This is a genomic window from Streptomyces sp. NPDC050508 (assembly GCF_040655155.1).
Taxonomy (GTDB): Bacteria; Actinomycetota; Actinomycetes; order Streptomycetales; family Streptomycetaceae; genus Streptomyces.
This window is the reverse complement of the sequence record NZ_JBFAJJ010000013.1, coordinates 118,270-141,582: the sequence shown is the minus strand read 5'-3', so window position 1 is coordinate 141,582 and position 23,313 is coordinate 118,270. Positions and strand designations below refer to the sequence as shown.

The 23,313-nt window shown below is 69.1% G+C and carries 19 protein-coding genes and 3 pseudogenes; 18 read left to right on the top strand and 4 right to left on the bottom strand.

Translation table 11 applies throughout. The features are described 5' to 3' along the window. Positions 1-2: 2 nt before the first annotated feature. On the bottom strand, positions 3-536 hold the full coding sequence (locus tag AB0I69_RS32675; protein ID WP_363099350.1) for a hypothetical protein: 534 nt from the start codon (positions 534-536) through the stop codon (positions 3-5). 87 nt (positions 537-623) lie between these two features. On the opposite strand from AB0I69_RS32675, the pseudogene AB0I69_RS32670 reads away from it, so the two are divergent. The 13 genes and pseudogenes from AB0I69_RS32670 to AB0I69_RS32610 form a co-directional block, all read left to right on the top strand. Beyond that, positions 624-890 (top strand): annotated as a pseudogene (locus tag AB0I69_RS32670) (MFS transporter); the annotation flags it as partial. Between the two features lie 470 nt (positions 891-1,360). Continuing rightward, on the top strand, positions 1,361-2,392 hold the full coding sequence (locus AB0I69_RS32665; protein ID WP_363099349.1) for a hypothetical protein: 1,032 nt from the start codon (positions 1,361-1,363) through the stop codon (positions 2,390-2,392). Between the two features lie 55 nt (positions 2,393-2,447). Then, a complete protein-coding gene (locus AB0I69_RS32660) occupies positions 2,448-3,716 on the top strand; it encodes an FAD-dependent oxidoreductase (protein ID WP_363099348.1) in 1,269 nt (422 codons plus the stop codon). Between the two features lie 124 nt (positions 3,717-3,840). Then, the gene (locus tag AB0I69_RS32655) at positions 3,841-5,238 is read left to right on the top strand and encodes an MFS transporter (RefSeq protein WP_363099347.1); all 1,398 of its coding nucleotides are present in this window, start codon (positions 3,841-3,843) and stop codon (positions 5,236-5,238) included. 41 nt (positions 5,239-5,279) lie between these two features. Continuing rightward, entirely contained in the window at positions 5,280-6,128 is an 849-nt protein-coding gene (locus tag AB0I69_RS32650) for a xanthine dehydrogenase family protein subunit M (protein ID WP_363099346.1), read from the top strand. Further along, positions 6,125-8,503, top strand: coding sequence for a xanthine dehydrogenase family protein molybdopterin-binding subunit (locus AB0I69_RS32645; RefSeq protein WP_363099345.1), 2,379 nt, complete (start codon positions 6,125-6,127; stop codon positions 8,501-8,503). The genes AB0I69_RS32650 and AB0I69_RS32645 overlap by 4 nt, the downstream gene beginning before the upstream one ends. Beyond that, positions 8,500-9,045, top strand: a complete 546-nt coding sequence (locus AB0I69_RS32640; protein WP_363099344.1) for a (2Fe-2S)-binding protein — start codon at positions 8,500-8,502, stop codon at positions 9,043-9,045. The genes AB0I69_RS32645 and AB0I69_RS32640 overlap by 4 nt, the downstream gene beginning before the upstream one ends. A 3-nt stretch (positions 9,046-9,048) precedes the next feature. Continuing rightward, positions 9,049-9,726, top strand: a complete 678-nt coding sequence (locus tag AB0I69_RS32635; RefSeq protein ID WP_363099343.1) for an SRPBCC family protein — start codon at positions 9,049-9,051, stop codon at positions 9,724-9,726. Next, positions 9,723-10,385, top strand: coding sequence for an isochorismatase family protein (locus tag AB0I69_RS32630; RefSeq protein WP_363099342.1), 663 nt, complete (start codon positions 9,723-9,725; stop codon positions 10,383-10,385). Before AB0I69_RS32635 ends, AB0I69_RS32630 begins: the two co-directional genes overlap by 4 nt. Positions 10,386-10,415: 30 nt before the next feature. Further along, a complete protein-coding gene (locus AB0I69_RS32625; protein ID WP_363099341.1) occupies positions 10,416-11,264 on the top strand; it encodes an alpha/beta hydrolase in 849 nt (282 codons plus the stop codon). 74 nt (positions 11,265-11,338) lie between these two features. Next, positions 11,339-11,821 carry a MarR family winged helix-turn-helix transcriptional regulator gene (locus AB0I69_RS32620; RefSeq protein ID WP_363099340.1) on the top strand — a complete coding sequence of 161 codons (483 nt, stop codon included), beginning with the start codon at positions 11,339-11,341 and terminating at the stop codon, positions 11,819-11,821. Between the two features lie 78 nt (positions 11,822-11,899). Beyond that, positions 11,900-12,670, top strand: coding sequence for an Asp/Glu racemase (locus tag AB0I69_RS32615; protein ID WP_363099339.1), 771 nt, complete (start codon positions 11,900-11,902; stop codon positions 12,668-12,670). 211 nt (positions 12,671-12,881) lie between these two features. Next, positions 12,882-13,550, top strand: a complete 669-nt coding sequence (locus AB0I69_RS32610; RefSeq protein ID WP_363099338.1) for a ScbR family autoregulator-binding transcription factor — start codon at positions 12,882-12,884, stop codon at positions 13,548-13,550. 64 nt (positions 13,551-13,614) lie between these two features. Here the strand turns inward: AB0I69_RS32610 and AB0I69_RS32605 are convergent. Continuing rightward, positions 13,615-13,842: pseudogene (locus AB0I69_RS32605) on the bottom strand (IS5/IS1182 family transposase); the annotation flags it as partial. Positions 13,843-14,168: 326 nt separating this feature from the next. On the opposite strand from AB0I69_RS32605, the gene AB0I69_RS32600 reads away from it, so the two are divergent. Both AB0I69_RS32600 and AB0I69_RS32595 read left to right on the top strand, forming a co-directional pair. Further along, a complete protein-coding gene (locus AB0I69_RS32600) occupies positions 14,169-14,672 on the top strand; it encodes a hypothetical protein (RefSeq protein WP_363099337.1) in 504 nt (167 codons plus the stop codon). A gap of 246 nt (positions 14,673-14,918) precedes the next feature. Next, positions 14,919-15,047: pseudogene (locus AB0I69_RS32595) on the top strand (IS5/IS1182 family transposase); the annotation flags it as partial. Positions 15,048-15,651: 604 nt separating this feature from the next. On the opposite strand, the gene AB0I69_RS32590 reads toward AB0I69_RS32595, so the two are convergent. Then, positions 15,652-16,914 (bottom strand): MFS transporter, encoded by a 1,263-nt coding sequence (locus AB0I69_RS32590; RefSeq protein WP_363099336.1) that lies wholly within the window; start codon positions 16,912-16,914, stop codon positions 15,652-15,654. Positions 16,915-17,118: 204 nt separating this feature from the next. Then, positions 17,119-19,755 carry an alpha-L-rhamnosidase C-terminal domain-containing protein gene (locus AB0I69_RS32585; protein WP_363099334.1) on the bottom strand — a complete coding sequence of 879 codons (2,637 nt, stop codon included), beginning with the start codon at positions 19,753-19,755 and terminating at the stop codon, positions 17,119-17,121. Positions 19,756-20,076: 321 nt separating this feature from the next. Between AB0I69_RS32585 and AB0I69_RS32580 the strand changes: the two genes are divergently transcribed. From AB0I69_RS32580 to AB0I69_RS32570, 3 genes are all read left to right on the top strand, one after another. Beyond that, positions 20,077-20,622: a hypothetical protein gene (locus AB0I69_RS32580; RefSeq protein WP_363099333.1), complete on the top strand. Its 546-nt coding sequence runs from the start codon at positions 20,077-20,079 to the stop codon at positions 20,620-20,622. Between the two features lie 157 nt (positions 20,623-20,779). After that, on the top strand, positions 20,780-22,537 hold the full coding sequence (locus AB0I69_RS32575; protein ID WP_363099332.1) for a histidine kinase: 1,758 nt from the start codon (positions 20,780-20,782) through the stop codon (positions 22,535-22,537). Between the two features lie 31 nt (positions 22,538-22,568). Next, the gene (locus AB0I69_RS32570) at positions 22,569-23,225 is read left to right on the top strand and encodes a response regulator transcription factor (protein ID WP_363099331.1); all 657 of its coding nucleotides are present in this window, start codon (positions 22,569-22,571) and stop codon (positions 23,223-23,225) included. Positions 23,226-23,313: the final 88 nt, after the last annotated feature.

The following is a 23,313-nucleotide window of genomic DNA, read 5'->3' as shown; positions in this document are numbered from 1 at the left end:
GGTCACTTCCCGAACGTCTGGCGGAACTCGGCGATGTCCTCGGGCGAAGCCTCGATCGCGGCGCACATCGGGACGAAGCCGTCCTCGGCGCCGACGATGTAGTGCCCGCCTTCCGCATACGTCAACGTCTCCGGGATCCTGGTGTCGCTGGTGAGTACGACCGTCTCCGCGTCGCCGCCCTTGAACCACCGGTCCACACGGAAAGTGGCCGTCGAGCCCTTGACGGAAGTGACCGTTCCTTCGAAGAGGGTCGGATACTCGCCGAGTGTGTCGACGCCGGGCACCGCGCACTTGCCGGAGCCCCCCTCAGCGGTGAGCCACAGCGCACCGGCGGAGGCCGGGGTCTTGGCCGAGGCCGAATTACCGTTCCCGTTACCGCTGTTGGCCATGATCCCTCCGGCGACGCCGCCTCCGAACACGAGAAGTCCGGCGGCCGCGGCGAGTCCGACGAGATGACGGCGTCCCCATCCCGCGGCAATGCGGGTCAGTGCCGGGTCCGCGGACTGCAGCCGGGCCGGCAACTCGTCGTCATTCACTGACCGCTCCTTCTTTCATCCCTCCTGTGTCCGGTCGGTTCGGCATCCTTTCGCCCCGGCTGTGCGCCGGGGGCGCCGAGCGCGGCGCACAGCTCGCTGGAGGTCGGGCACGTCCAACTCACCGCCGTGGTCGAGGAATTGGGCGCCGAAACAGAGGCGCACGACCAGGCCCGCGCGGCCGTGACCGCCCACCCCGACCGCCTCGCGGAGCAGGGCGTCCCGGCGACCGGCCAGATCCTCACCACCGCCCTCACCCACACGGCCACCTGCACCGTCGTCCTCGTCGATCCCGACAGGGCACCACGGCAACTGACGTCGGCCGGCCTGCCGGCGCTGCGCGACGGGGCGGCCTGATCGTCACAGCGCACCGACAACGACAGCGGCACGTGGCGGGCCCGACACCGACGGGCCCGCCACAGTCGTATGCCCTGCTGTACGGCCCTGCGTCCTCGCGACAAGCACCCGGGAGCGCTCGGTACGCGAAGCCGAGGTCAGGTCGCGCATTCGCGATTTCCCTGACGGCTCGTCATGAAATAACCGTGTTAACTCGGCGCGCGAACCCTTGCCAAGCGGAGATAGTACGTGCTCGGATTATCTCTGTCGGGCGGTACCCCACCGTCCCGAATCCGCTGCTCAACCATGCACCGCGGGGCCTGTTCACCCTGCCTCCGCTCCCCGTGTCCCGCGTCTCCCCACCTCTCACCTCCTCCCCTCTCCCTCTCTTCGCTCCCCCTTCCGTCACCGCGCCCGGAGCGTGTCCGCGGCATGTCCGCAGCCCGCTGAAGAGCGCGATCGGTACCCCCCAGCGATACCTGGAGAAGCCCGTGTTCGATCTTTCGTCCGTCGACCTGCTCGACGCCTTCACCCGCGAACTGCGGCTGTGCAAGCTGCGCAGCGGTGAGCACGTCGTGGTGCTGTCCGAGCCGGGCAGCCGTGGTGACTACGTCGCCGCCGCCTTCGGTGCCGCCAAGGCGTGCGGAGCGCATGTCATCTCCGCGACCGTGCCGGGCGGCAGCCCCGCGCCGATGCCGAGCACCCACACCGGTGCGGGTCCCGGCCTGGTCTCCGTGCTCAACGACAGCACCGCACAAGACCTGTTGAAGTCGGCCGACCTGGTCGTCGACCTGACCCGCGAGGGTTTCATCCACGCGCCGGTCCAGCAGGAGATCCTGCGCGCCGGGACCCGCATCATCTTCGTCTGCGACGCCCCCGACGTACTGATCCGCAACCTCCCCAAGGAGGGCGACAAAGCGGAGGTGTTGGAGGGCGTCGACCTACTCAAGCGGTCGTCCGTCATGCGGGTCACGTCGGACGCGGGAACCGACCTCACCGTCCAACTCGCCGGATCCAAGCCGGAGTTCCAGTGCGGCTTCGCCGACGACCCGGGCCGCTGGGACCACTGGCCGAGCACGATGGTGCTGTGCTGGCCGGAGATCTCCGACGGGCAGATCGTGCTCGCCGAGGGCGACATCCTGCTGCCCTTCAAGGAGTACGTCCGCTCCCCCGCCACCCTGCAGATCGCGGGCGGCCACATCGAGAAGGTGTCCGGCGGTGCCGAGGCCGAACTGCTGTCGACGTTCTTCGAGGACGCCCGGGACGAGTGGGCGCGCAGCCTCTCCCACATGGGCTGGGGTCTGATGCGCACGGCCGACTGGTTCGCCACGGCGATGTACGGCAAGGACGACCTGATGGGCATGGACGCCCGCGCCTTCGCCGGCAACTTCCTCTGGTCGACGGGCCCGCACCCGGTCCTCGGACGGGAGTCGTACGCCCACCTCGACATCGCGATGCGCGGCTGCACCGTCACGGTCGACGACGTCGAGGTCGTCACCGCCGGAAAGCTCACCGACGGCTGACCGCGTCGCCCCTCGTCTACGAAACACCCGTACCCGCACGCCAGTTGGAGGAAGTGTGGCGCCCAGCCAGTCGTACGAAGTCACCGTCGTCGGAGGAGGTCTCGGCGGGCTCACCACCGCGTTGGCACTGCGGCAGCGCGGTCTGCGGGTCACCGTCCTGGAGCAGGCGTCCGAGCTCGGCGAGGCCGGCGCGGGCATCCAGACGGCGCCCAACGCGAGCCGCGTCCTGATGGGGCTCGGGCTGCGCCCGCAGATGGAGGCCATCCACACCGAGCCCCTCGACCAGGTGCGACGGCGGTGGAAGGACGGCAGCATCGTCGGGCTGACCTCGCTGGGACAGCGCGTCAAGGACCAGTTCAACGCGCCCTACTGGCACTACCACCGCGCCGATCTGCACCGCGTCCTGCTGGACGCGTGCGTCGACCCCGCCGGTCCCGGCCCCGTCGTGGAGGTGCACACCGGGAGCAAGGTCGTCGACCTGGACCGTACCGATCCCGAGCGTCCCGTCGCGGTCACCGAGGACGGGCGCCGGTACGCCGGTGACGTGCTCGTCGGCGCCGACGGCATCCGCTCGCGGACCCGCGACCTGATGGGCGCCCCCGACACCCTGCAGTTCTCCGGCGAGATGGCCTACCGGGCTTTGATCCCAGGGGAGTTGATCGCCGCCGACCCGGCGACCCGCTGGCTCGTGGACCGCTTCCAAAGCACCATCTGGTACGGCCCCGACCGGCACCTCGTGCACTACATGATCCGCGGCGGCGAGTACCTCAACGTCGTGGCGTGCGTGCCCTGCACGGACGAGGTCGCCGAGAAGTGGAGCGTGTCCGCGACCGCGCAGGACCTCGTGGACGCGTTCCCCGGCTGGGACGACCGCGTACCGGCCATGCTGTCCAAGGCGAAGGAGGACGTCTCCGCCTTCGCGCTCCACCACCGGCGCCGCGACCCGGTGTGGACGGACGGCCGGGTCGCCCTCCTCGGCGACGCGTGCCACGCGATGCTCCCCTACCAGGCACAGGGCGCCTCGCAGGCCATGGAGGACGCCGCCGTACTGGCCGAGGAACTCGGCGCGGTCACGTCCACCAACGTCGAGGGAGCGCTGCGCCGCTACGTCGACCGGCGCGCCAAGCACGCCGGCATGGTCCAGGACGCGTCGCTGCGCAACAAGACCTTCTACCACCTGCCCGACGGCCCCGAACAGCGGGCCAGGGACGAGAAGTTGAGGAACTTCGACGGCGAGTCGGACCTCTCCTACGACTGGCTGTGGTCCGGCACGCCGCTCAACGACCCGGATCTCGGGGCGTTCTCGTACCAGTTCGCCCGCTGAACCCCCTCCTCGTCATCACTGCCACCCCCTGCACACACCATCCGGTCCGCACGCCGGAGCCCCGCGACAAAGCGCGCCCGCAATCGTGCGGCACGTACCAGACACGCAACACCGTGGAGCGAACGTGAAAACAGGCGATCAGATAGTTCAGGAACTCCCCTGGAAATGGCCCGTCCAGGGAAAGATCTTCATCATCGGCGGCCTCGGCTACTTGTTCGACGCGTACGACATCGCCCTGAACGGCTTCCTCATGCCGCTGGTGGGTGCGCACTTCGACCTCTCGCTGAGTGATCGCGGGTACGTCGCCACCGCCAACCTCGTCGGCATGGCCGTGGGCGCCATCGTCTGGGGCTCGGTCGCGGACCGGATCGGCCGGAAGAAGGCCTTCAGCGTCACGTTGCTGATCTTCGCGCTGTTCTCGGTCCTCGGTGCGCTCTCGCCCACGTACCCCGTCTTCCTCGCCCTGCGCTTCCTCGCGGGCATCGGCCTCGGCGGCTGTATCCCCGTGGACTACGCGCTGGTCAGCGAGTTCTCGCCGCGCAAGTACCGGGGCCGCGTGCTCACCGGGCTCGACGTGTGGTGGCCGGTGGGCGTGACGCTGTGCGGGTTCGTGTCGACGGCGCTCCTGTCGGTCGACGGGAACTGGCGGTGGATGCTGACGACGATGGTCCTGCCCGCGCTGCTGCTGTTCTGGGCCCGCCGAGGCATCCCGGAGTCGCCGATCTACCTGGCGAAGAAGGGCCGCGAGGCGGAGGCCAGGCAGGTCATCGACGACCTGGTCGCCCGCACCGGCGCGCCCGCCGTGCTCTACACGATCCCGGAGCCCGTCGCCGAGACCGGCCCGCGCGGAGTGGCCGCCGCGGCCGAACAACTGCGCCGGATATGGAAGTTCAGCCCGCGCATCACCTCCGCCGCCTGGCTGCTGTTCGCCACGATCATGCTGGTCTACTACGCGGCCCTGAGCTGGATGCCGACGATCCTCAAGGACGAGGGCCTCGGTGACACCGCGGCCTTCATGAAGACCACCCTGATGAGCGGGGTCGGCATCATCGGCGTGCTGGTGTCCACGGCACTCGTCGACATCGTCGGCCGCAAGTGGCTCATCGGGATCTCGGCGCCGGTCGCGTCCGTCGCGCTGGTCGTGTTCGCGCTGGTGATGGACATGCCGACCGGGTCCGTCGTGGCGATCGCCGTCTTCGGCTTCCTGATCCAGCTCACCATCCCCGTCCTGTACGCGTACGCCTCCGAGCTGTATCCCACCGAACTGCGGGCCAGCGGCTTCGGCTGGGCCTCGTCGGTCAGCCGGGCGCTCACCGGTTTCGCCCCGATGCTGTTCGGCTCGCTGATGTGGCCCGCGCTGGGGCTGGCGACGACCTTCGCGGTGCTGGGGTTCGCGGTCCTGCTGGCCGTCGTGTGGATGGCGTTCGCGGCACCGGAGACGAAGGGCCGGGTCCTCGACGCCGACGAGGAGGTGACGCCGGCCGTCACGCGACTGAGCGTCGCCGAGCAGCCGGCGCTCTGAGGCACAGCCCTCCCAAGCCGCCCGACTACTTACGGAGGACCATGAAGCCCGCCCCCTTCCAGTACCACCGGGCCCGCGACGTCGACGGAGCCGCGCGGCTCCTGGCCGAACTCGGCGACGACGCCAAGGTCATCGCCGGCGGACAGAGCCTCGTCGCGATGATGAACTACCGGCTGGCCCGGCCGCGCCACCTCGTCGACATAGGCGGACTGCGCGAACTGGACCGGATGCACCGGACCGCCGACGGCGGGCTGCGCATCGGGGCGCTCACCACCCACCACACGGTGGAGAGAGACCCGGCCGGAGTGCTGGGGGCGGGCTTCAAGGTCCTACGGCAGGCCATGACCTGGATCGGGCACCTCCCGATCCGCACCCGTGGCACGGTCGGCGGCAGCATGGCGCACGGCGACGCCACCGCCGAGTGGTGCCTGCTCGCGGTGACACTCGGCGCGGAGTTCGTGGCGCGCGGGCCGCAGGGTGAACGCACCGTCCCGGCCGGGGACTTCTTCCACGGCTACTACACAACGGCCCTCGACCCGGACGAGATCCTGGTCGAGATCGTCTTCCCCCGACCCGCGCCGCACGCCGCACTCACCGAATTCGCCGAACGGCGTGGGGACTTCGCCCTCGTGGCCGCCGCGGTCGACCTCGATGTGGAGGACGGCGAGGTGCGCGGGGGCCGGGTGGCACTCGGCGGAGTGGCGTCCGCCGCCGTCCGAGTGCCGGAGGCGGAGGCGGTGTTGGCGGACGGCCGCTCCTTCGAGGCGTGTGCGTCGGCTGCGGCGGAGGCCGTGGAACCGCCCGCAGACGCGTCGGGCAGTACGCACTACCGCAAGGAACTCGTACGGACCCTGGTCCGACGCGCCTGCGAGGAGGCGGTCTCCCGATGAGTGATGTCCTCATGAACGAGCGGAAGTTGGTGGGCAAGGCGGTTCGCCGCCGAGAGGATCCCCGTCTGCTCGCCGGGCGCGGCCGGTTCGTGGACGACATCGCACTGCCCGGCATGCTGCATGCCCAGTTTGTCCGCAGCACGGTCGCCCACGCCGAGCTGGCCTCGGTGGACGTATCCGCAGTACGCGAAGTCCCAGGTGTTGTAGCGGTGTTCACGGCCGAGGACCTGGAGCTGGGTGACATCGTCGCTCAACTGGGGCGCCCGCTCTCGGAGTTCGTGCCGACCGCGATGCCGGTCCTGGCCCGCGACAAGGTCCGCTACGTCGGTGAGCCGATCGCGATCGTCGTGGCGCGGGACGCATACGCCGCCGAGGACGGCCTGGAGGCGGCGAAGGTCTCGTACGCCACGTTGCCCCCGGTCATGTCCGAGGAGGCGGCATTCGCGGACGGTGCTCCGCTCGTCCATGCCGAGGCCGCGCACAACACCCTCGTGGACGTCTCGCTCTTCGCGACGGACGGCATCGACGGGATCTTCGACTCGGCACCCTGTGTCGTCGAGGTCGACGCGCGGACCGGGCGGCAGAACGCGCTGCCGCTGGAGACCCGGGGCGCCGTGGCCCACTGGGACGACCGCGAGGAACAGCTCGTCCTGCACACCTGCACCCAGATCCCGCACCAGGTAAGGACGGTGGCGTCCCGCTGCCTCCGTCTCGACGAGCGGGCTGTGCGGGTCGTGGTGCCCGACATGGGCGGCGGGTTCGGCCAGAAGTGCGTCGTCGGCCGCGAGGAGATCGCCTCAGCGGCAGCAGCCCTACGGCTACGGCGGCCGGTGAAGTGGATCGAGGACCGCAAGGACGCCCTGTCCGCGTCGTTCCTCGCACGTGAGCAGCACTACCGGGCGCGCGCGGCCTTCGACGCCGAGGGCAGGATCCTCGCGCTCGACACGGACGTGGTCTGCGACATGGGCGCCTACTCCTGCTATCCGTTCACGGCGGGCATCGAGCCGCTGATGGCGTCCGCCGAGATGCCCGGCGTCTACCAGCTGCCCGCGTACCGGGTGCGGGGCCGGGCGGTCACCACCAACAAGGCGCCCACCGGGCCGTATCGCGGGGTGAGCCGGCCGCAGTACGTCATGGTCATGGAGCGGCTCTTCGAGCGCGCCGCCCGCGAACTGGCCCTGGATGCGGTCGAGATCCGTCGCCGCAACGTCATCACCGACTTCCCGTACAAGGGCGTCAACAACATCACCTACGACCCCGGTTCCTATCTGGAGTCGCTGAACCTCTGCGAGCGCCTCGTCAAGGACGAGGGCTGGTACGAGAAGCAGGCAGCGGCGGCGGCCGAGGGCCGGTACATCGGCATCGGCTACTCGTGCTTCAGCGAGCGCACCGGCTACGGCTCCGCCGCCTTCGCACAGCGCAAGATGCAGGTGGTGCCCGGCTTCGACATCTCCGAAGTACGGATGGACACCAGCGGCGCGGTCACCTTCACCACCGGCACCATGAACCACGGCCAGAGCCACGAGACGACGATGGCGCAGATCGTGGCCGACCAACTCGCCCTGGACATCGCCAAGGTGAGGCTCCATCAGGGCGACACCGACCGCATCACCTACGGCTTCGGCACCTTCGCCAGCCGCTCCATCACCATCGGCGGCAGCGCCGTACGCCTGGCCGCCGCGAAGCTCGGCGACAAGCTGTGCGCAATCGCCGCGTCCCGTTGGGGAGTTGCCCCCGACGAGGTGGAGCTGTCGGACGGTGCCGCCCGCCGCCGTAACGCCCAAGACGTCCTCACCTACGAGGAGATCGCCGATATCGCCTATCTCCGGGCCCACTTGCTGCCGAAGGACATCGAGCCGGGTCTGTCGATCACCGCCACCTTCGACGTCTTCAACGACGGCACCTTCTCCAACGCCACCCACGCCTGTGTCGTCGAACTCCACGCGGGCACCGGGCAGGTGGAGATCCTGCGGTACGTGTGCGTCGAGGACTGCGGGGTCGCCATCAACCCGCAGGTCGTGGAGGGGCAGTGCCGGGGCGGCATCGCGCAGGGCATCGCGGGCGCGCTGTTCGAGCAGGTGACGTACGACGCCCAGGGCGAGCCGTCGGCCACCGGCTTCATGGACTACAAGGTGCCCACCGCGCACGAGATCCCCGACGTACTGATCCACCACCTGGAAACGCCCTGCGCGTTCACCGAGACCGGCGCGAAGGGGGCCGGCGAGGGCGGCACGATCGGGGCGCCCGCCGCCGTGCTCAACGCCGTCAACGACGCTCTGCGCCCGACCGGCGTCGAGCTGGACCACACCCCGATCACCCCCGAGACCGTGCACCGCGCGCTGAACGGCGCCCCGAGCCTGGAGCCGTCCTCATGAACACCGACCCCGTGGCAACGCATCCGGACCTCCAGCTCATCACCCTCGACGTCAACGGCGAGCGGTACGACGTGATCACCGAGCCCCGCCGCACCCTCGTCGACGTACTGCGCCACGAACTGCGCCTGACCGGTACGCACGTCGGATGCGAGCACGGCATCTGCGGTGCCTGCACCGTGCTGGTCGACGAACGGCCCGTCCGTGCCTGCCTGATGTTCGCGGCGCAGGCCGAAGGGGCGCGGATCCGCACGGTCGAGTCGTTGCCCGACGGTGCCGGCGGGTTGAACGATCTGCAACGGGCGTTCAGCGAACACCACGCGCTGCAGTGCGGGTTCTGCACTCCCGGATTCCTCATGCTCGCCGAGGGGTTCCTCGCCGAGCGGCCCGAGGCGACCAAGGAGGAGATCCGCGAGGTGGTCGCCGCCAATCTGTGCCGGTGCACCGGTTACCAGACCATCGTCGAGGCCATCGACGCCTGCGCCACGACTCGGCGCCGGACGTGCGCCAACCCCTGCAACAGCCCCGTCGGCAAGGAGCACTGAGGCATGCAGCTCACCAACACGGTGCCGATCAAGGCATCCCCCGACGACGTCTTCGCCCTGATGAACGACGTCGAACGGGTCGCGTCCTGCATGCCGGGCGCCGCGCTCGAAGGGCAGGACGGCGACACCTGGCGGGGCCGGGTGAAGATCCGGGTGGGGCCGATCAGCGCCTCGTACGCGGGCACCGTCCGGTTCCTGGAGATCGACGCCGAACGGCGGCGACTGCGCGTGCACGCGCGCGGTACGGACACCCACGGCAGCGGGGACGCGGAGGCGGAGGTCTCGCTCGAAATCCTCGCCGCGCCCGAGGGAGCGCTGCTCCAGCTCTCCACGGACCTGGTGATCCGCGGCAAGATCGTCCAGTTCGGCAAGGGCGCGATCGTCACGGTGTCGGACCGGATCCTCCAGCAGTTCGCACGGAACCTGGGGAGCCTCCTCGACCAGGACCGGACCGTCGCGACCGCTCCTGCCGCGTCCCCGATCACTCCTGTAGTGGCACAGCCGGCCGTCGCACAGGACTCCGACTCCGACCTCGACGGCCTGGCAATGCTGTTCGGTCCACGGGCCGCCAAGTACGGCCTGGTGGCAGGGGTGTTCGCCCTGGGTGTGTTGGAGGGCTGGCTGTTCGGCCGACTCGGCGCCCAGGCACGGGAGTTGCGGGCCCTTCGGAGGACGTCATGAGCGACGCTCGGTACGGTCAGGACACGGAACTCACCTACCGGCGGGCCGGGTTCGGCGCGCCCGTGCGGCGTGGCAGTCGCCCCGCACTCGTCGTGGTCGACCTCACGCGCGGCTTCACCGAGGCGGGCTTCCCCTCGGGGGCCGACCTCACCGAAGTCGTCGCGGCCACCGGCAAGTTGATCGCGGCGGCGCGACCGGCCGGCGTTCCGGTGGTGTTCACCGCGATCGCCTATACACCGGCGGAGGCGGCGGGCGACGCCGTCACCTGGCTGCAGAAGGCGCAGGGCATGCGGAGCCTGGTCGAGGGCAGCGAGGAGGTCGCGCTCGACCCGCGGTTGCCCCGGACTCCGCAGGATCATCTGATTGTGAAGAAGGGCGCGTCCGCGTTCTTCGGTACGTCCCTGGCCGCCCTGCTGACCGGACTCGGCTGCGACACGGTGGTGGTGTGCGGGGCGACGACGAGCGGCTGCGTGCGGGCCACTGCCGTGGACGCGGTGCAGTCCGGGTTCTCGGTGCTGGTGCCGCGGGAGTGTGTCGGCGACCGCGCGCCGGGTCCGCACGAGGCGAACCTCTTCGACATCCAGGCCAAGTACGGCGACGTGATCGACCTCAAGGACGCCGTCGGGTATCTCGACGGCCTGCCGAGGACAGCGCCGTAGCCCCTCTGTTCTGCACCATTGGAGAACCCCATGCCCCCATCCACCCGCCTGCTGGCGCAGTCCGCGCTGGCCGACCTCGCCGACGTTCCCGCCACGAGTCGCTGGGTCCGCTCCGGTGGCACGCGCCTGCACGTCCTGGACTACGGAGGTGACGGTGTCCCGCTGGTCGTGCTGCCCGGTATCACCAGCCCGGCCGTCGCGATGGACTTCGTCGCCCGTCAACTGACGTCTCTGGCACGGCCGTTGGTGGTCGATGTCCGTGGGCGCGGGCTGTCCGACGGCGGTGGTTCGTACGGGCTGGAGGAGTACGCCGAGGACACCGAGGCCGTCGTCGCGGGCCTCGGCCTGCACCGGCCGGTGCTCTTCGGGCACTCGATGGGTGCCCGAATCGCAGCCGTGACCGCTGTCCGGGCCAAGGTGGGACTACGGGGCACCGTGCTGGGCGATCCACCGATGAGCGGCCCCGGACGCGGGCCCTATCCGACGTCTCTGGACGCCTTCCTCGACCAGCTGGCGCAGGCGCGGCGCGGCACCGACGCGGACGAAGTGGCCCGGTCCTGGCCGCGCTGGCCGCGCCGTGAACAGGAGCTGCGGGCCCGCTGGCTGGCGAGCTGTGACACGGAGGCCGTCGCCGCCACGCACCGGGGCTTCGAGAACGAGGACTTCTTCGACTGGTGGCCCTCCGTTCCCGGCCCCACGGCGCTGTTGTACGGCGCGGACAGCCCAGTCGTCACCGCGGAGGGCGCGGCGGAGGCGGCCCGCCTGCTGCCGTCGGCCGCGTTGACCCAGATCCCCGACGCCGGCCACATGCTGTTCTGGGACAACCCGCCCGCCGCGCTCACGGCCCTGCGCCAGGCGCTGCGCCCGATGCTTGCGTGACGGCGCCGGGCGCGTTCGCGGCGATCGCCGGTCCGGCTGACGACTCGATCAAGTGCCGTGCTTAAGTGGGCTCCATGGGTGACGAAACCGCAACCCCGACGTCCACGCCTCCCGGACCTCCCCCGGCGCTCACCGCCGCGCCCGGCTACCAGGTCCGCCGCCTCTACCAGGCGTATCTCGCGGTCTGGATCCGTGCCGTCGACCCGACGCTCACGGGCCCGCAGTTCGCGGTGCTCCAGGCAGTGGAGGCGGCGCCCGGGAGCGACCAGCGGTCCATGGCGTCCGCGGTCTCCCTGGACACGTCGACGATGGCGGACGTCGCGCGGCGGCTGGAGAACCGAGGCCTGATCGTGCGCAGGACGGCCGCGGACGACGGCCGGCGCAAGCTGCTCCACCTGACGGAGGAGGGCGAGCGAACCCTCCACGACGCGAACCTCCGCGCCCGCCGGCTGGACGAACGGCTCCTCGCGCCGTTCGGACCGGAGCAACGCGAGGAAATCATGCATCTGTTCACGTCCCTCGCCGACCACTGGGAGGGACTGACCGAGGACTCCTGACTCCGCGGCGGCGGTCGGCGGATCCCCGGTCGCCGACCACCGTACGTACATCGCGTACGCGGACACCCGGAGGATCCCGTGACCGATCACCACATCGGCATGATCGTGCCCAGTTCGAACCTGACCATGGAGACGGAGCTGCCGCGCATGATGCGGCGGCGCGAGTCCGTGGTTCCGCAGGACCGGTTCGTCTTCCACAGCAGTCGTATGCGGATGCGGCACGTCACGCCCGAGCAGCTGCGCGCGATGAACGCGCAGACCAGGCGCGCGGCGCTGGAGCTGGCCGACGCCCGGCCCGACGTGGTCGTCACGGCCTGCCTCGTGGCGATCATGGCGCAGGGGCCGGGGCACCACTGCACCGCCGAGGACGAGATCACCGGTGTGCTGCGCGCCGAGGGCTGCCAGGCGCCCGTGGCGTCGAGCGCGGGTGCTCTGCTGGACGGCATCAGGGCCTTGGGAGCCGGGCGGGTCGCGATCGTCACGCCGTACATGAAGCCGCTCACACGGCTGGTGGCGCACTACATCGAGGACGCCGGCATCGAGGTGGTGGACGCGTTGAGCCTGGAGGTGCCGGACAACCTGGCCGTCGCCCGACTCGACCCCGCCGACCTGCGCGAGCACTGGAAGCGCCTGGACCTGTCACGGGCCGACGCACTCGTCCTGTCGGCCTGTGTGCAGATGCCTTCGCTGCCGTCGATCCAGCCGGTGGAGGAGGCGTCGGGGCTGCCGGTGCTCTCCGCGGCAACCGCCACGGCCTACCGCATCCTCGTCGAACTGGGCCTGCCGACGGTCGTACCCGGCGCGGGCAGCCTGCTCAGCGGCCAGATCCCCGGCCCGGCGGGCAACTGAGCCGACCAGGGTGCGAGCCTGAGCGACGTCGAATCCTCTGCAGAAGAAACGGCACGGACGGTTTAGTGCGCCGATCAATGCCAAGAGCCCGGCGATATATGCCTTGTTGACGCCTCCTCAACGAGATCTGCAGCGCCGTAGACTATACGAACTGGACGGTATTTTTAGCGAGCAGAGGGCGCAGCCCACACGCAACGAAAGGCGCCGGCACATGCCAGGACCCAAACAGGACCGGGCGATCCGCACCCGCCGCACCATCCTGATCGCCGCGGCCGGCGTCTTCGAGGAGCGGGGCTACCAAGCAGCCACCATCAGCGAGATCCTCACCACTGCCAACGTCACCAAGGGCGCCCTCTACTTCCACTTCAAGTCGAAGGAACAACTCGCTGAAGGCGTACTCGCCGGACAGAACCAGAGCCTCACCGTCCCCGACCGTCCTTGCAAGACCCAAGAACTAGTCGACACCACCATGCTCCACGCCTACCGCCTCCAGACCGACCCCATGGTCCGTGCCGGCACCCGCCTCGCCCTCGATCAACGTGCCGACGGCCTCGACCGCACCGGGCCCTTCCATCACTGGACCACCATCGTCACCGACCTCCTCGACAAGGCCCAGAAGCAGGGCGAACTCCTCCCCCACGTCACCCCCGTCGAGACCGCCGAAGTCCTCGTCGGCGCGTTCTCCGGTATCCAGGCCATGTCGCAGGCCACCACCGCGTACCAGAACCTCGCCCACACCACCTCCGCCCTCCTCCGCCACACCCTCCCTTCCATCGTCCACTCGTCCGTCCTCACGTCCCTCGACCTCACTCCCCAACGCGCCTGCGCCGTCCACACCGAAACACAGGGCCGGACGCCGACCACACCGGCCGTCGGCTAGTCGTCGAAGGCCGGGGCTCGTCGGACGAGCCCGACAGCGCACCACCATGGAGCTTCTTCCCACCTCACGTTGATGCGTGGTGAAGGACGACGACGGCTTTCACGACGTCGGTGATCCGGTTGGTGCTGCAGCGGAGTTTCCGGAGCACGCGCCAGCCCCGCGTCGGTGAGCGCGCCGACGATTCCGTGATGCCGTGCGGCGGTCAGATCGTGGGTCGATCCGGGCAGAGCCAGAAGTAGTACGGGGTATCGGCGGCGATGCGGTCCATCGCCAGCAGGGTGCCGTCGAGGATGTCGAGGACGCGTGGACGAGCACGCGAAGCTCCTGCCGGACACAGGTGATCTCGGTCGAGAACCCGTCCACCAGGAGCTTCGTCATTGCGCAGGAAGGTCCAACTCGCGGTCAGCACCGCGAGGTTGGAAAGGGCTCACTGCCCTGCACGGAACCATGACCAAGAGAATGTGCAATCACCCTGCGCAGCAAAGCTTGTCGAAAATGCGTCGACGGATTCCATTTTTGACTCATTCCTTGCGAACTCCGCGCTGCTCGGGCCCTGGTTGCGGCGGAATCGGGGCAGTACTGTCCGTATCCCAAGGAGGGGACCACATAAGGGGATTCATGTCTTTTCCGACCGACGAAACGCAGGACCCTCGCGAACGAGAATTGGTCGACGGTCATTCCGTTATGGCGAAGGAAGCGCTCCGCTCTCTGACCGCCAGGACCCTGGAGATCGCCCAGAAATCCGACCCGGAAAGCGTACCCGAGCAGGTCAGGGAGTCTCTCGCGGCGAAGGAGCAGTCCGAGTATCCCGTCTGGATAGCGATAGGCGGGGCCTTCGTGGTCACTCTTGACGCCTATTTCACGGACCTGCCCTATACCTTCCACGGAGTCTCCGGAGGTATCGCCCTGGGTGGCGGCATCACCTGGGGAACCGCATGGTTCAACTACCCGATCGACCGCATCATCGGGTGGGACGCGCGATTTCAGGCCAGTTTCATGACCGGGGTGACGACGATCAACTACTGGGGCATGAGCGGTGAAGTCATCGGCTCGATGATCGCCGGCGGACTCAACATCGGCGTCGGCTTCGTGGCCGGCCAGGGCACTTTCCGCCGGCGATAGGCGACAGCGATCCGCCACACGACCCGGGCGGCCGCGGCGTACGGCACCCCCGTCACCACGGCTGCCCTCGCGACTGCGGCACAGCACCCGTAGGGCCGCGCCGGCCGACCGGTGGGCCAATGAGCCCTTTCCGAGCCGGCGGTGCTGACCGCGAGTTGGACTGACAGCCCGGCGGCAGGAGATCGGGACACGATGGCGGCGACCTTCCGCCGCACTCTGGCCGAGGCCATGAAGATGATCCGGGCCAAATCATTCGTTATCCTCGACGGCACCCTGCTACCGATCGACCGCATCGCCGCCGATACCCCGTACTACTCCGGGAAACCAAAACGCCACGGCATGAACGTCCAGGTCCTCACCGATCCGTTCGGACGGCGGAATCACCGACGTGGTGAAGGCCGTTCTCGTCCTTCACCACACATCAGCATGAGGTTGGAAAGGGCTCCTGGTCGAACGTCGTCCGGAGAACGTCCGGACCCACGGGACCCAGCACCTCACTGTGCCCCCAGCATGGTGAATGAGCGATTGGTTTCCGGCATTTCCAGAACTCACTTCGCTGGGTCTGAGTCTTGATCAGCAATCAAATCACACCGACCTGGAGGCAATTCAGTCCCGGCTGACGACGCCGGTCCGTGAGGAACATGAGAATGTGTGTGATCCCCGTCTGTCTGGGCGGTTGTGGTCGTTCTACCGACGGCGCTGGCTACGGCCGATGCCGGCCCTGCTGGTGATGGGCCTCGGCGCTGGCCGCAGGTTCGGTGGTCAACCTCGTACGGGTTCTATCCGGCCTGGCCCCTCCTACTGCTGGTGCTGCTCCGGCGCGCTGCTGGGACTGATCGCCTGCCGGGTCCCGATCACGGAGACAAGTGGATGGAACCCCGTCTGGCACACGGTCGGCTTCCTGGCCGCCGCAGTTCTCACGGCCACACTCGCCGCGGCCCTCCCCTCGCACGCACCGTCGAAGGCGAACTCCCCGGGGCTACACCGGATCCGCCGCCGCAGCGCTCGGCGACTGCGTCCCCGTGCTGCCGAACCGGATCCCCTTGGCCTCCTTGCCTACAGCGCTCAACACAATCACCAGGACCAGGGCGGGAGTTACGGTCCACGCCATCGCCGCCGGATAGCCGTGCCGTTCGGCGAGGGCCTCCTGGATCGGCAGGTTGAGGGCGGCGATCAGGTTGCCGAGCTGGTAGGTGACGCCGGGGTAGAAGCCCCGGATCGTGTCCGGGCTCATCTCCGTCAGGTGCGCGGGGATGACACCCCAGGCCCCCTGTACGCACAGCTGCATCAGGAAGGAGGAGAGCATCAGCCAGCCCACCACGCTGGACATGACGAAGAAGGGCACCACGACCAGGCCGGCGGCCGCCGCGATCATGATCGTACGACGGCGTCCCAGCCTCTCGGAATAGGCGCCGAGCACCATGCCGCCGATGATGGCGCCGATGTTGTAGACCACGGCGATGGCGATCGAGGTGTCCGGGGACAGGCCCAGGCCCTTCTTGACGAACGTGGGGTAGATGTCCTGGGTGCCGTGCGACATCCAGTTGAAGGCGGTCATCAGCGCGACCAGGTACACGAACCGCCGTAGGACCGCGGGGTTCTTGAACACCTGGTAGGCGGGCGTGCGGTTGAGTTTGACGCTCTTCTCCCACACCTCGCTCTCCTCCACCCGGGTACGCACCCACAGCGCGACCAGGGCGGGTACGAGGCTGAAGGCGAACAACCCGCGCCAGCCGAAAGCGGGTTCGATGCCGAAGAACGCCACCGCGGCGAGCAGATAGCCCAGCGAGTAACCGCTCTGCAGCAGGCCCGACCAGAACCCGCGCCGCTCGGCCGGGATCTTCTCCATGGCGAGCGCCGCGCCCAGGCCCCACTCGCCGCCCATGCCGATGCCGTACAGCAGGCGCAGTACCAGCAGCACGGTGTAGTTCGGTGCGAAGGCGCAGGCGAATCCGATGACCGAGTAGAAGGCCACGTCGACCATGAGCGGGGTGCGGCGGCCCTTGCGGTCCGCCCACAGGCCGAAGAGGAGAGCGCCGACCGGCCGCATCACCAGGGTGGCCGTGGTGAGGAAGGCCATGTCGGTGAGGGAGACATGGAAGTCGTCGGCGATCTCGCTGTAGACGAGTACGACGAGGAAGTAGTCGAAGGCGTCCATCGCCCAGCCCAAGTAGGCGGCGACGAAGGCGTTGCGCTGATCCTTGGTGAGTCCCGCTGCCTGCTCCCGGACGGTCTTCAGCATCCTGGCCCTCCTCGGTCCGCAGGTCAGGCTAGGTGGGAGTGATGAGACGGGCAACGCATGGACCGGCAAAACACCAGCCACAATTAGCCAAAGCGAACGCCCAGTTCACCCGGTTCACGGTGAACCGCCCCGAGCCAGACGCACGTTGGTCTGTCCCGGAGCGGTTCGTCGCGATGCCGTGCGCCAACGAGCCACGCAATGGGGTCAGTTGCCGCGCAGTTCGCTCACGAAACCGTGGTCGCCAGAACCGAGGCCCGCGACCGTGACCGCGCCGTCGACCACACTCACGTCACGGCTCGACGCCCGCCGCCCGTCCCAGAGCGTCCGTCGGCCGACGCTCACGTGTTGGTGACGTGCGTCGCCGGGGAGAACGACCGAGCCCTGAGTGTGCTCGGGCACGTGGACGGTGAGTCGGAAGACGTGCGCGCCGTTCTCCCATTCGACGCCCAACGGCCCGTGCGGGGTGGGCAGTTGACCTGTCACCCAGTCGACGCCACCGGGTTGCGGGCGTACCTCCCAGGTGGCGTATCCGGGCGAGGTCGGCCGGGCGCCCAGCAGGTTGTTGGTCAGGGCCGGCAGGACACCGGTGGACCAGCCGTGGGCCATGCTGGTGTAGGCGTCCTCGTACAGGGACCCGTTGGGACCGATGCCTTCCCAGTGGGTGATGCCGGGGTCGTTCTTGTCCATCCAGCCGTACATGCGGCGGATCTGGTCGAGCGCGGAGTCCGCCCGACCGGTCAGGAAACGCGCTTCGATCTCCGGGTAGGAGGTGAAGGCGTACACCCGCTGGGAGGCCTGGTCGAAGAGGGTGTCGTTGTCCATGAAGGCGTTCCCGTACGGCCGTTTTGTCGTCGCGTCGAGATGGGCGAGGGCCGAGGTGGCGCGGGCCGCGTCGGCGATGCCGGTGACGACGGCCAGGGAGTTGCCGTCCTGGGCGTGCCGTATCGCGCCCGTCGAGGAGTCCAGGTAGGCGCCCGCATCGGCGTCCCACAGCAGGGAGTTCACGGCCTGGGCAACGTTGTCGGCCCGCGTGCTCCAGCGCGTGGCGTCGGCGTTCTGCCCCAGCAGGCGGGCCAACTGGGCCGCGTTCTGGAGGGCTTGGACGTAGAGGGCGTTGTAGTAGGTGACACGGCCCGTGCGACCCAGGAAGGCGTAGTCGCCGTATCCGCCGGTGCCGTTGAGGCCCTTGCTCAGCAGACCGGCGTCGTCCGTGACGCTCGGGTACCAGGTGTCCAGGACCTTCAGCAGGGTCGGGTAGTAGCGCGTCGCGTACTGGCGGTCGCCTGTGTAGAGGACGTAGTCCCAGCTGCAAGTGACCCAGTACAGCGGATAGTCGAAGAGCGGGAGGGTGTAGTTGCCGATGGAGGCGGGCGGGATCCAGCCGTCGGCGCGCTGGTGGTCGGCGAGGTCGGCCAGGACGTTGCGGGCCGCGGCGGCTGCGTCGTCGTGGGTCAGGTAGAGGGTGCGGGCGGAGACGGCGAGGTCGCCGACGTACGGGTCGCGGTCGCGCTTGGCACCGTCCTGCAGGACCAACTTCCCTTCCAGCGTGGCGCTCCACGCGTTACGGGGATCGACGTCGTCCTGGCGGAAGGTGTCGGTGACCAGTTCGTTGGTGTATGCGGCGCCGTACCAGTAACGATTCAACTCGTCGTCCGAGCACAGGAACCAGCCGCGGTAGGTGCTCGGTGTGCCCACGTACGCGGTGAACTGCAGTGCCACGGAGTCGATTTCGACCGTCCCCCAGGGCTGCGCGGCGGGGCTGTCCGAGGCGAGTGCGTCGAGGCTGATCTTGAGGTAGCGGAATCCGTGCAGGCCGTCCGCGAAGACCTTGTCACCGGCCTGGAAGCCTTTGTGGTCAACCCAGTTGGCGCCCTTCGCGGGTACGGCGAACTGGTCCGTGCCCTGTCCGGCGCCGCCGGCCTGGTCGGAGCGGGTGAAGTCCGAGCGGTCGGTGAGGAATTGGCGGGTCTCGGAGAACGCCACCCGCACGCCCGGGGAGTTGGCGGAGGCTGAAGTGAACCGGATCTGCGGGTATCCGACCACGACCTTGCCGAAGTCCACGGTGACGGTGGGTATCGGGATCGGCTCGACGGGCGCGGGCCAGACCTCGTTGATCCGGGTGAAGTTGCCGTGCGAGGTGTCCTGCGCGTGGGTCACCGTGATGCGGACGCGGTCGGTGCTGACCTTCTCCGCGAACGGAACGGCCTTCTGCACCGCGTCGTTGCCGGTGACCGTGGCAGCGGTGTGCCAGTCGCCGCCGCTCCATATGTCGACGGTGTAGTCGGTCGGCACGCCGTCGCTGTTGGAGATCACCGTGATGCCCTGCAGGGACGTGACCTGCGGCGCGGTGATGGTGAGGACGTCGGGGAACACCCCCAGCGTGTCGTCGTTCCAGAAGGTGTCCGGGTTTCCGTCGATCGCGTTGGTGGCGTCGTAGGTGCGTGGCTGCCCGTCGTTGCCGTTGTTCCCCGCGTGGGCCGACGAGGCCTCGGCCGTGGTGCCGGCGGGCCAGGTCGGTGCCGTCGTGGGCTGCGGACGCCGCAGGACGGATCTGGCGCCGCCGGGCTTGAGCAGCGCGTCGGGGTTCTTCACGTCGCCGCTCGACGAGGTGATCCGTACCGGGCGGACCGTGCGCGAGGACGGCCCCTGGACGTAGCGGTGCCAACTGCCGGAGCGGCGCGCCGAGTTGCCGGTCACGGAAGCGGAGGCTTCCTCGGCGGGAACTGCTTCCGCCGTGGGGAGTCCGGTGGAGAGGGACACCGCGGTGAGTCCGACGGTGCCGGCTGCCGCCAGAGCCACGCGACGGGAAATGCCTTTGTCCGGTGTGCTGTTCGACGCCATGCTGTCCCCTTGAGCGCAATGGATTGAATCGTTTCACTCGGCAGCTGCGTGGTGACGCTATCTCGAACACCGGATGCCCGTACAGCGTTGGGACAGAAGTAGTTGACGCTCCGGGCGTCGGCCCCCAAGTGCCGTACGGACGTGGGTGTGGTGCCGAGATGGGCACGCGATGAGGGTGCTGAGGACGATCGGGCGCGCGAGCGGTGCGGGGGTGTTTCGAAGAAGCGCTGTCCGGTCGGGGGGCCCGGACGGCCCGGCGATCACACGAGACGCTGATCAGTCGCTGACAGGATCTTCATACGGGGACGGCACGTTGGCGCCATGTCCTACATCGCCCATGCCGCGCGCCACGGCATCACCGGGCCCGTCCTGACCGTCGTCGCAGCGGGCGCAACCCTGGTGATGCTCAGCTCCTGCGGCGACGGTGGGAGCGGCACCCGCGATGAAGGGGTCGCCTCCCTCGTCACCCCCTCCACGACGGCCGGACGAACTGCCGATCCGGACGCCGGACATGTGCGGATCCGACTCGACGACAACCAGCAGGACATCAACAGGCTCTGGGATGCCTGGAGTCACTGTCTCCAGGAACACGGTGTACCGGCAGGCCGGAAGGCCCCGGCCGACAGCCCGGCGCTCAAGACGTGCGAGTCGAAGTACCCGCTGCAGCCGGCGGAGATGGATCCGGCGAGCAATCCGCGCTACGGCGACGGCGTCCGCGCCATGGTGAAGTGCATGAACGGTCACGGCATCAAGAGCGTTGTGGACGACGGGAATTGGGGACTGGTCAGCGGAGACAGCCTGAACCGGCCCGACTACGACAAGTACCGGGTCGAGTGCCAGGTCAAGTCCTTCGGCAACGGCGGCTGACGGACCCGGAAGCAGGGCGGGACCGGCCACGGGGACGCTCCCGTCCCGCCCGGCGTGGCGGAGGGGACGCGTGAGAATCGGACCGTACGACTTTCGTCGATCGCGCGTGCGACGAACGGATACTGTGCGCGCGGCCGGTGATGTCTACCGTTGGCGCGTGAACGTGAAGACGAAGGCCCTCGATCTCCGGAAACACCTGGGCGCGGCGCACCTGTGGTCCCGGCGGCGGATCGCCGGCGAGACGGTGCTGACTCTCGTACTGGCCCTGCTCGCGGCGCTGAGTCTCGTGGGCGAGGGCGTGCCGCAGATGGCCTTCGCCGCGGTGGCCGCCGCGGTGCTGTCCTTGCTGCGGCGGTCGTTCCCGGCGAGCGTGCTGGTTCTCACGGGCGCGGTCGCGGGTGCCCTCGGCAGTTTCGGCATCGTGCTGATCGTCGTGAGCTGGTCGGCGGGCTCCAGGATCGAGGCGCCGCGGCGGGCGCTCGCGATGTTCTCCGCCACGTACGTCCTCTATGTGGGGCTGTCCATCCACCAGGCGACACTCGATCTGTCGGCGGCCCAGACACTGCTGTTCACCACGCTGTCGTTCCTGGCGACGACGGTCGTACCCGGTCTCACGAGTCGCTATCGCGCCCAGCGACGGACACTCCTGCACGCGCTGCACGAGCACAACGCCCAGTTGCTGCGGGAACGCGAGATCATCGCGTCCCACGCCCGCCTGCGGGAGCGGCAGCGCATCGCGCAGGACATGCACGACAGCCTCGGCCACCAACTGGCGCTGATCGCCGTCCACACGGGCGCGCTGGAGGTGGACCGGGACCTGACGGACGGACAGCGTGAGGGGGTCGGCGTGCTGCGGGAGGCGTCCGTGGCCGCGATGCACGAACTGCGCGAGGCCGTCGGCATCCTGCGCGACGGCACGCCCGACCCGGCGCGGGAGCACGAGGGTGAGGTGGAACCCGCGTCCCGGGGTGTGGCGGGGATAGACAGCCTGGTGGACGCGTCGCGGGGGACGCGGGCGGTCGTGGCGCTGCAGCGCACGGGCCAGGCCCGGCCGCTGGCTCCGGCCGCGGACCACGCGGCGTACCGGATCGTACAGGAGGCGCTGACCAATGCCCTGAAGCACGCGCAGGGAGCCTCCATCAGCGTCGAGCTGCGCTACGAGCCGGATTCCCTGGTCGTCGAGGTCGCCAACGGTCCCGTCCCCGCGACGACCACGGGAGTACGGCGGCCCGTGGTCAGCGGCGGTCAGGGGCTGACCGGGCTTCAGGAACGGGCGCGACTGGTCGGCGGCATGGTGCATGCGGGGCCCGCGGCCGACGGCGGGTTCCGGGTCGCGGGCGTGCTGCCCTACGGCGCCCGGTCGACGCACGCGCCGGAGAGCGGCCGGTGGGGGACGGACTCGGGGCAGGACGTGTCGACGTTCGTCGATGCGGCGAACGACTTCCGGGGGCAGAGGGAAGGGGTGGTGCCCAGCGACGGTGATGCGGACATCGACTGGTCCGGTGCGCCGGACAGGCAGAAGGAGTTCGACATCGCCATGGGACGTAAGAAGAAGGGCATCGTGATCGGATGCAGCGCCGCAGTGGTGGCCTTCCTGGTTCTCGGGGTACTGGCCGTCGTGTTCATCGTCAACCTGGTGTACAAGGAGTCCGACAAGGTCATGATCAAGCCGTCCGTCTACAACTCGGTGAAGGTCGGGGACGCCGAGACGGCCGTGCGGGACACGCTGCCGCACGGCAAGTCGTTCATGGCCGGGGTCCTGGACGACGAGGGGCCCGCCGTGCCGCGGGGAGCGAAGTGCGCGTCCTACCTGTCGACGGAGGACTGGCCGAACGAGGGGGACAAGATGCCCGCCTACCGCTTCTGCTTCAAGGACGGCAAACTGATCGAGAAAAAGGCCTACTTGGTCAAGTAACAGCCATCACCGCACGCCTTGCAGGAGAGTTGTGATCAGAGTTCTCGTCGCGGATGACGAACCGCTCATCCGGGCGGGCATCAGGATGATCCTCACCTCCGCCGACGACATCGATGTCGTGGCGGAGGCGGCCAACGGCCGTGAGGCGGTCGACCTGGTCCGTGCTCACGCCGTAGACGTGGCCTTGCTCGACATCCGGATGCCCGTGCTGGACGGGTTGTCCGCACTGGCCGAACTGCGGCGAGCCGCACCGGCCGTACGTCCCCTGATCCTGACGACGTTCGGCGAGCGCGACAACGTGCTGCGTGCGCTGAGCCAGGGCGGCGCCGGGTTCCTGCTGAAGGACTCGGCGCCGGCCGAGCTGATCCAGGCGGTACGGGCGGCGGCGGCAGGGGACGCGTATCTGTCGCCCGGCGCCACCCGCCACGTGGTCGACTCGCTCGCCTCCGGCCGGACCGCGGCGCGCGGCGAGGAGGCACGGCGGCGTCTGGAGACGCTCAGCGCACGGGAGTTGGAGGTGCTCGCACTGCTCGGCGAGGGTCTGTCGAACGCCGACGCGGGCGAGCGGATCCATGTCAGCGAGGCGACGATGAAGTCGTACGTCAGCCGGATCCTGACGAAGCTGAGGTGCGAGAACCGGGTACAGGCGGCGCTGTTGGCGCGGGACGCGGGTATGGGACCGAGCTGACCCGACCGAGCTGATCCCCGACGGTCGGCCAGGGGCGGCCGCCCGGTGCGAGATCTCCAGCCAGTGACGAGCTCAATACCCTCACACT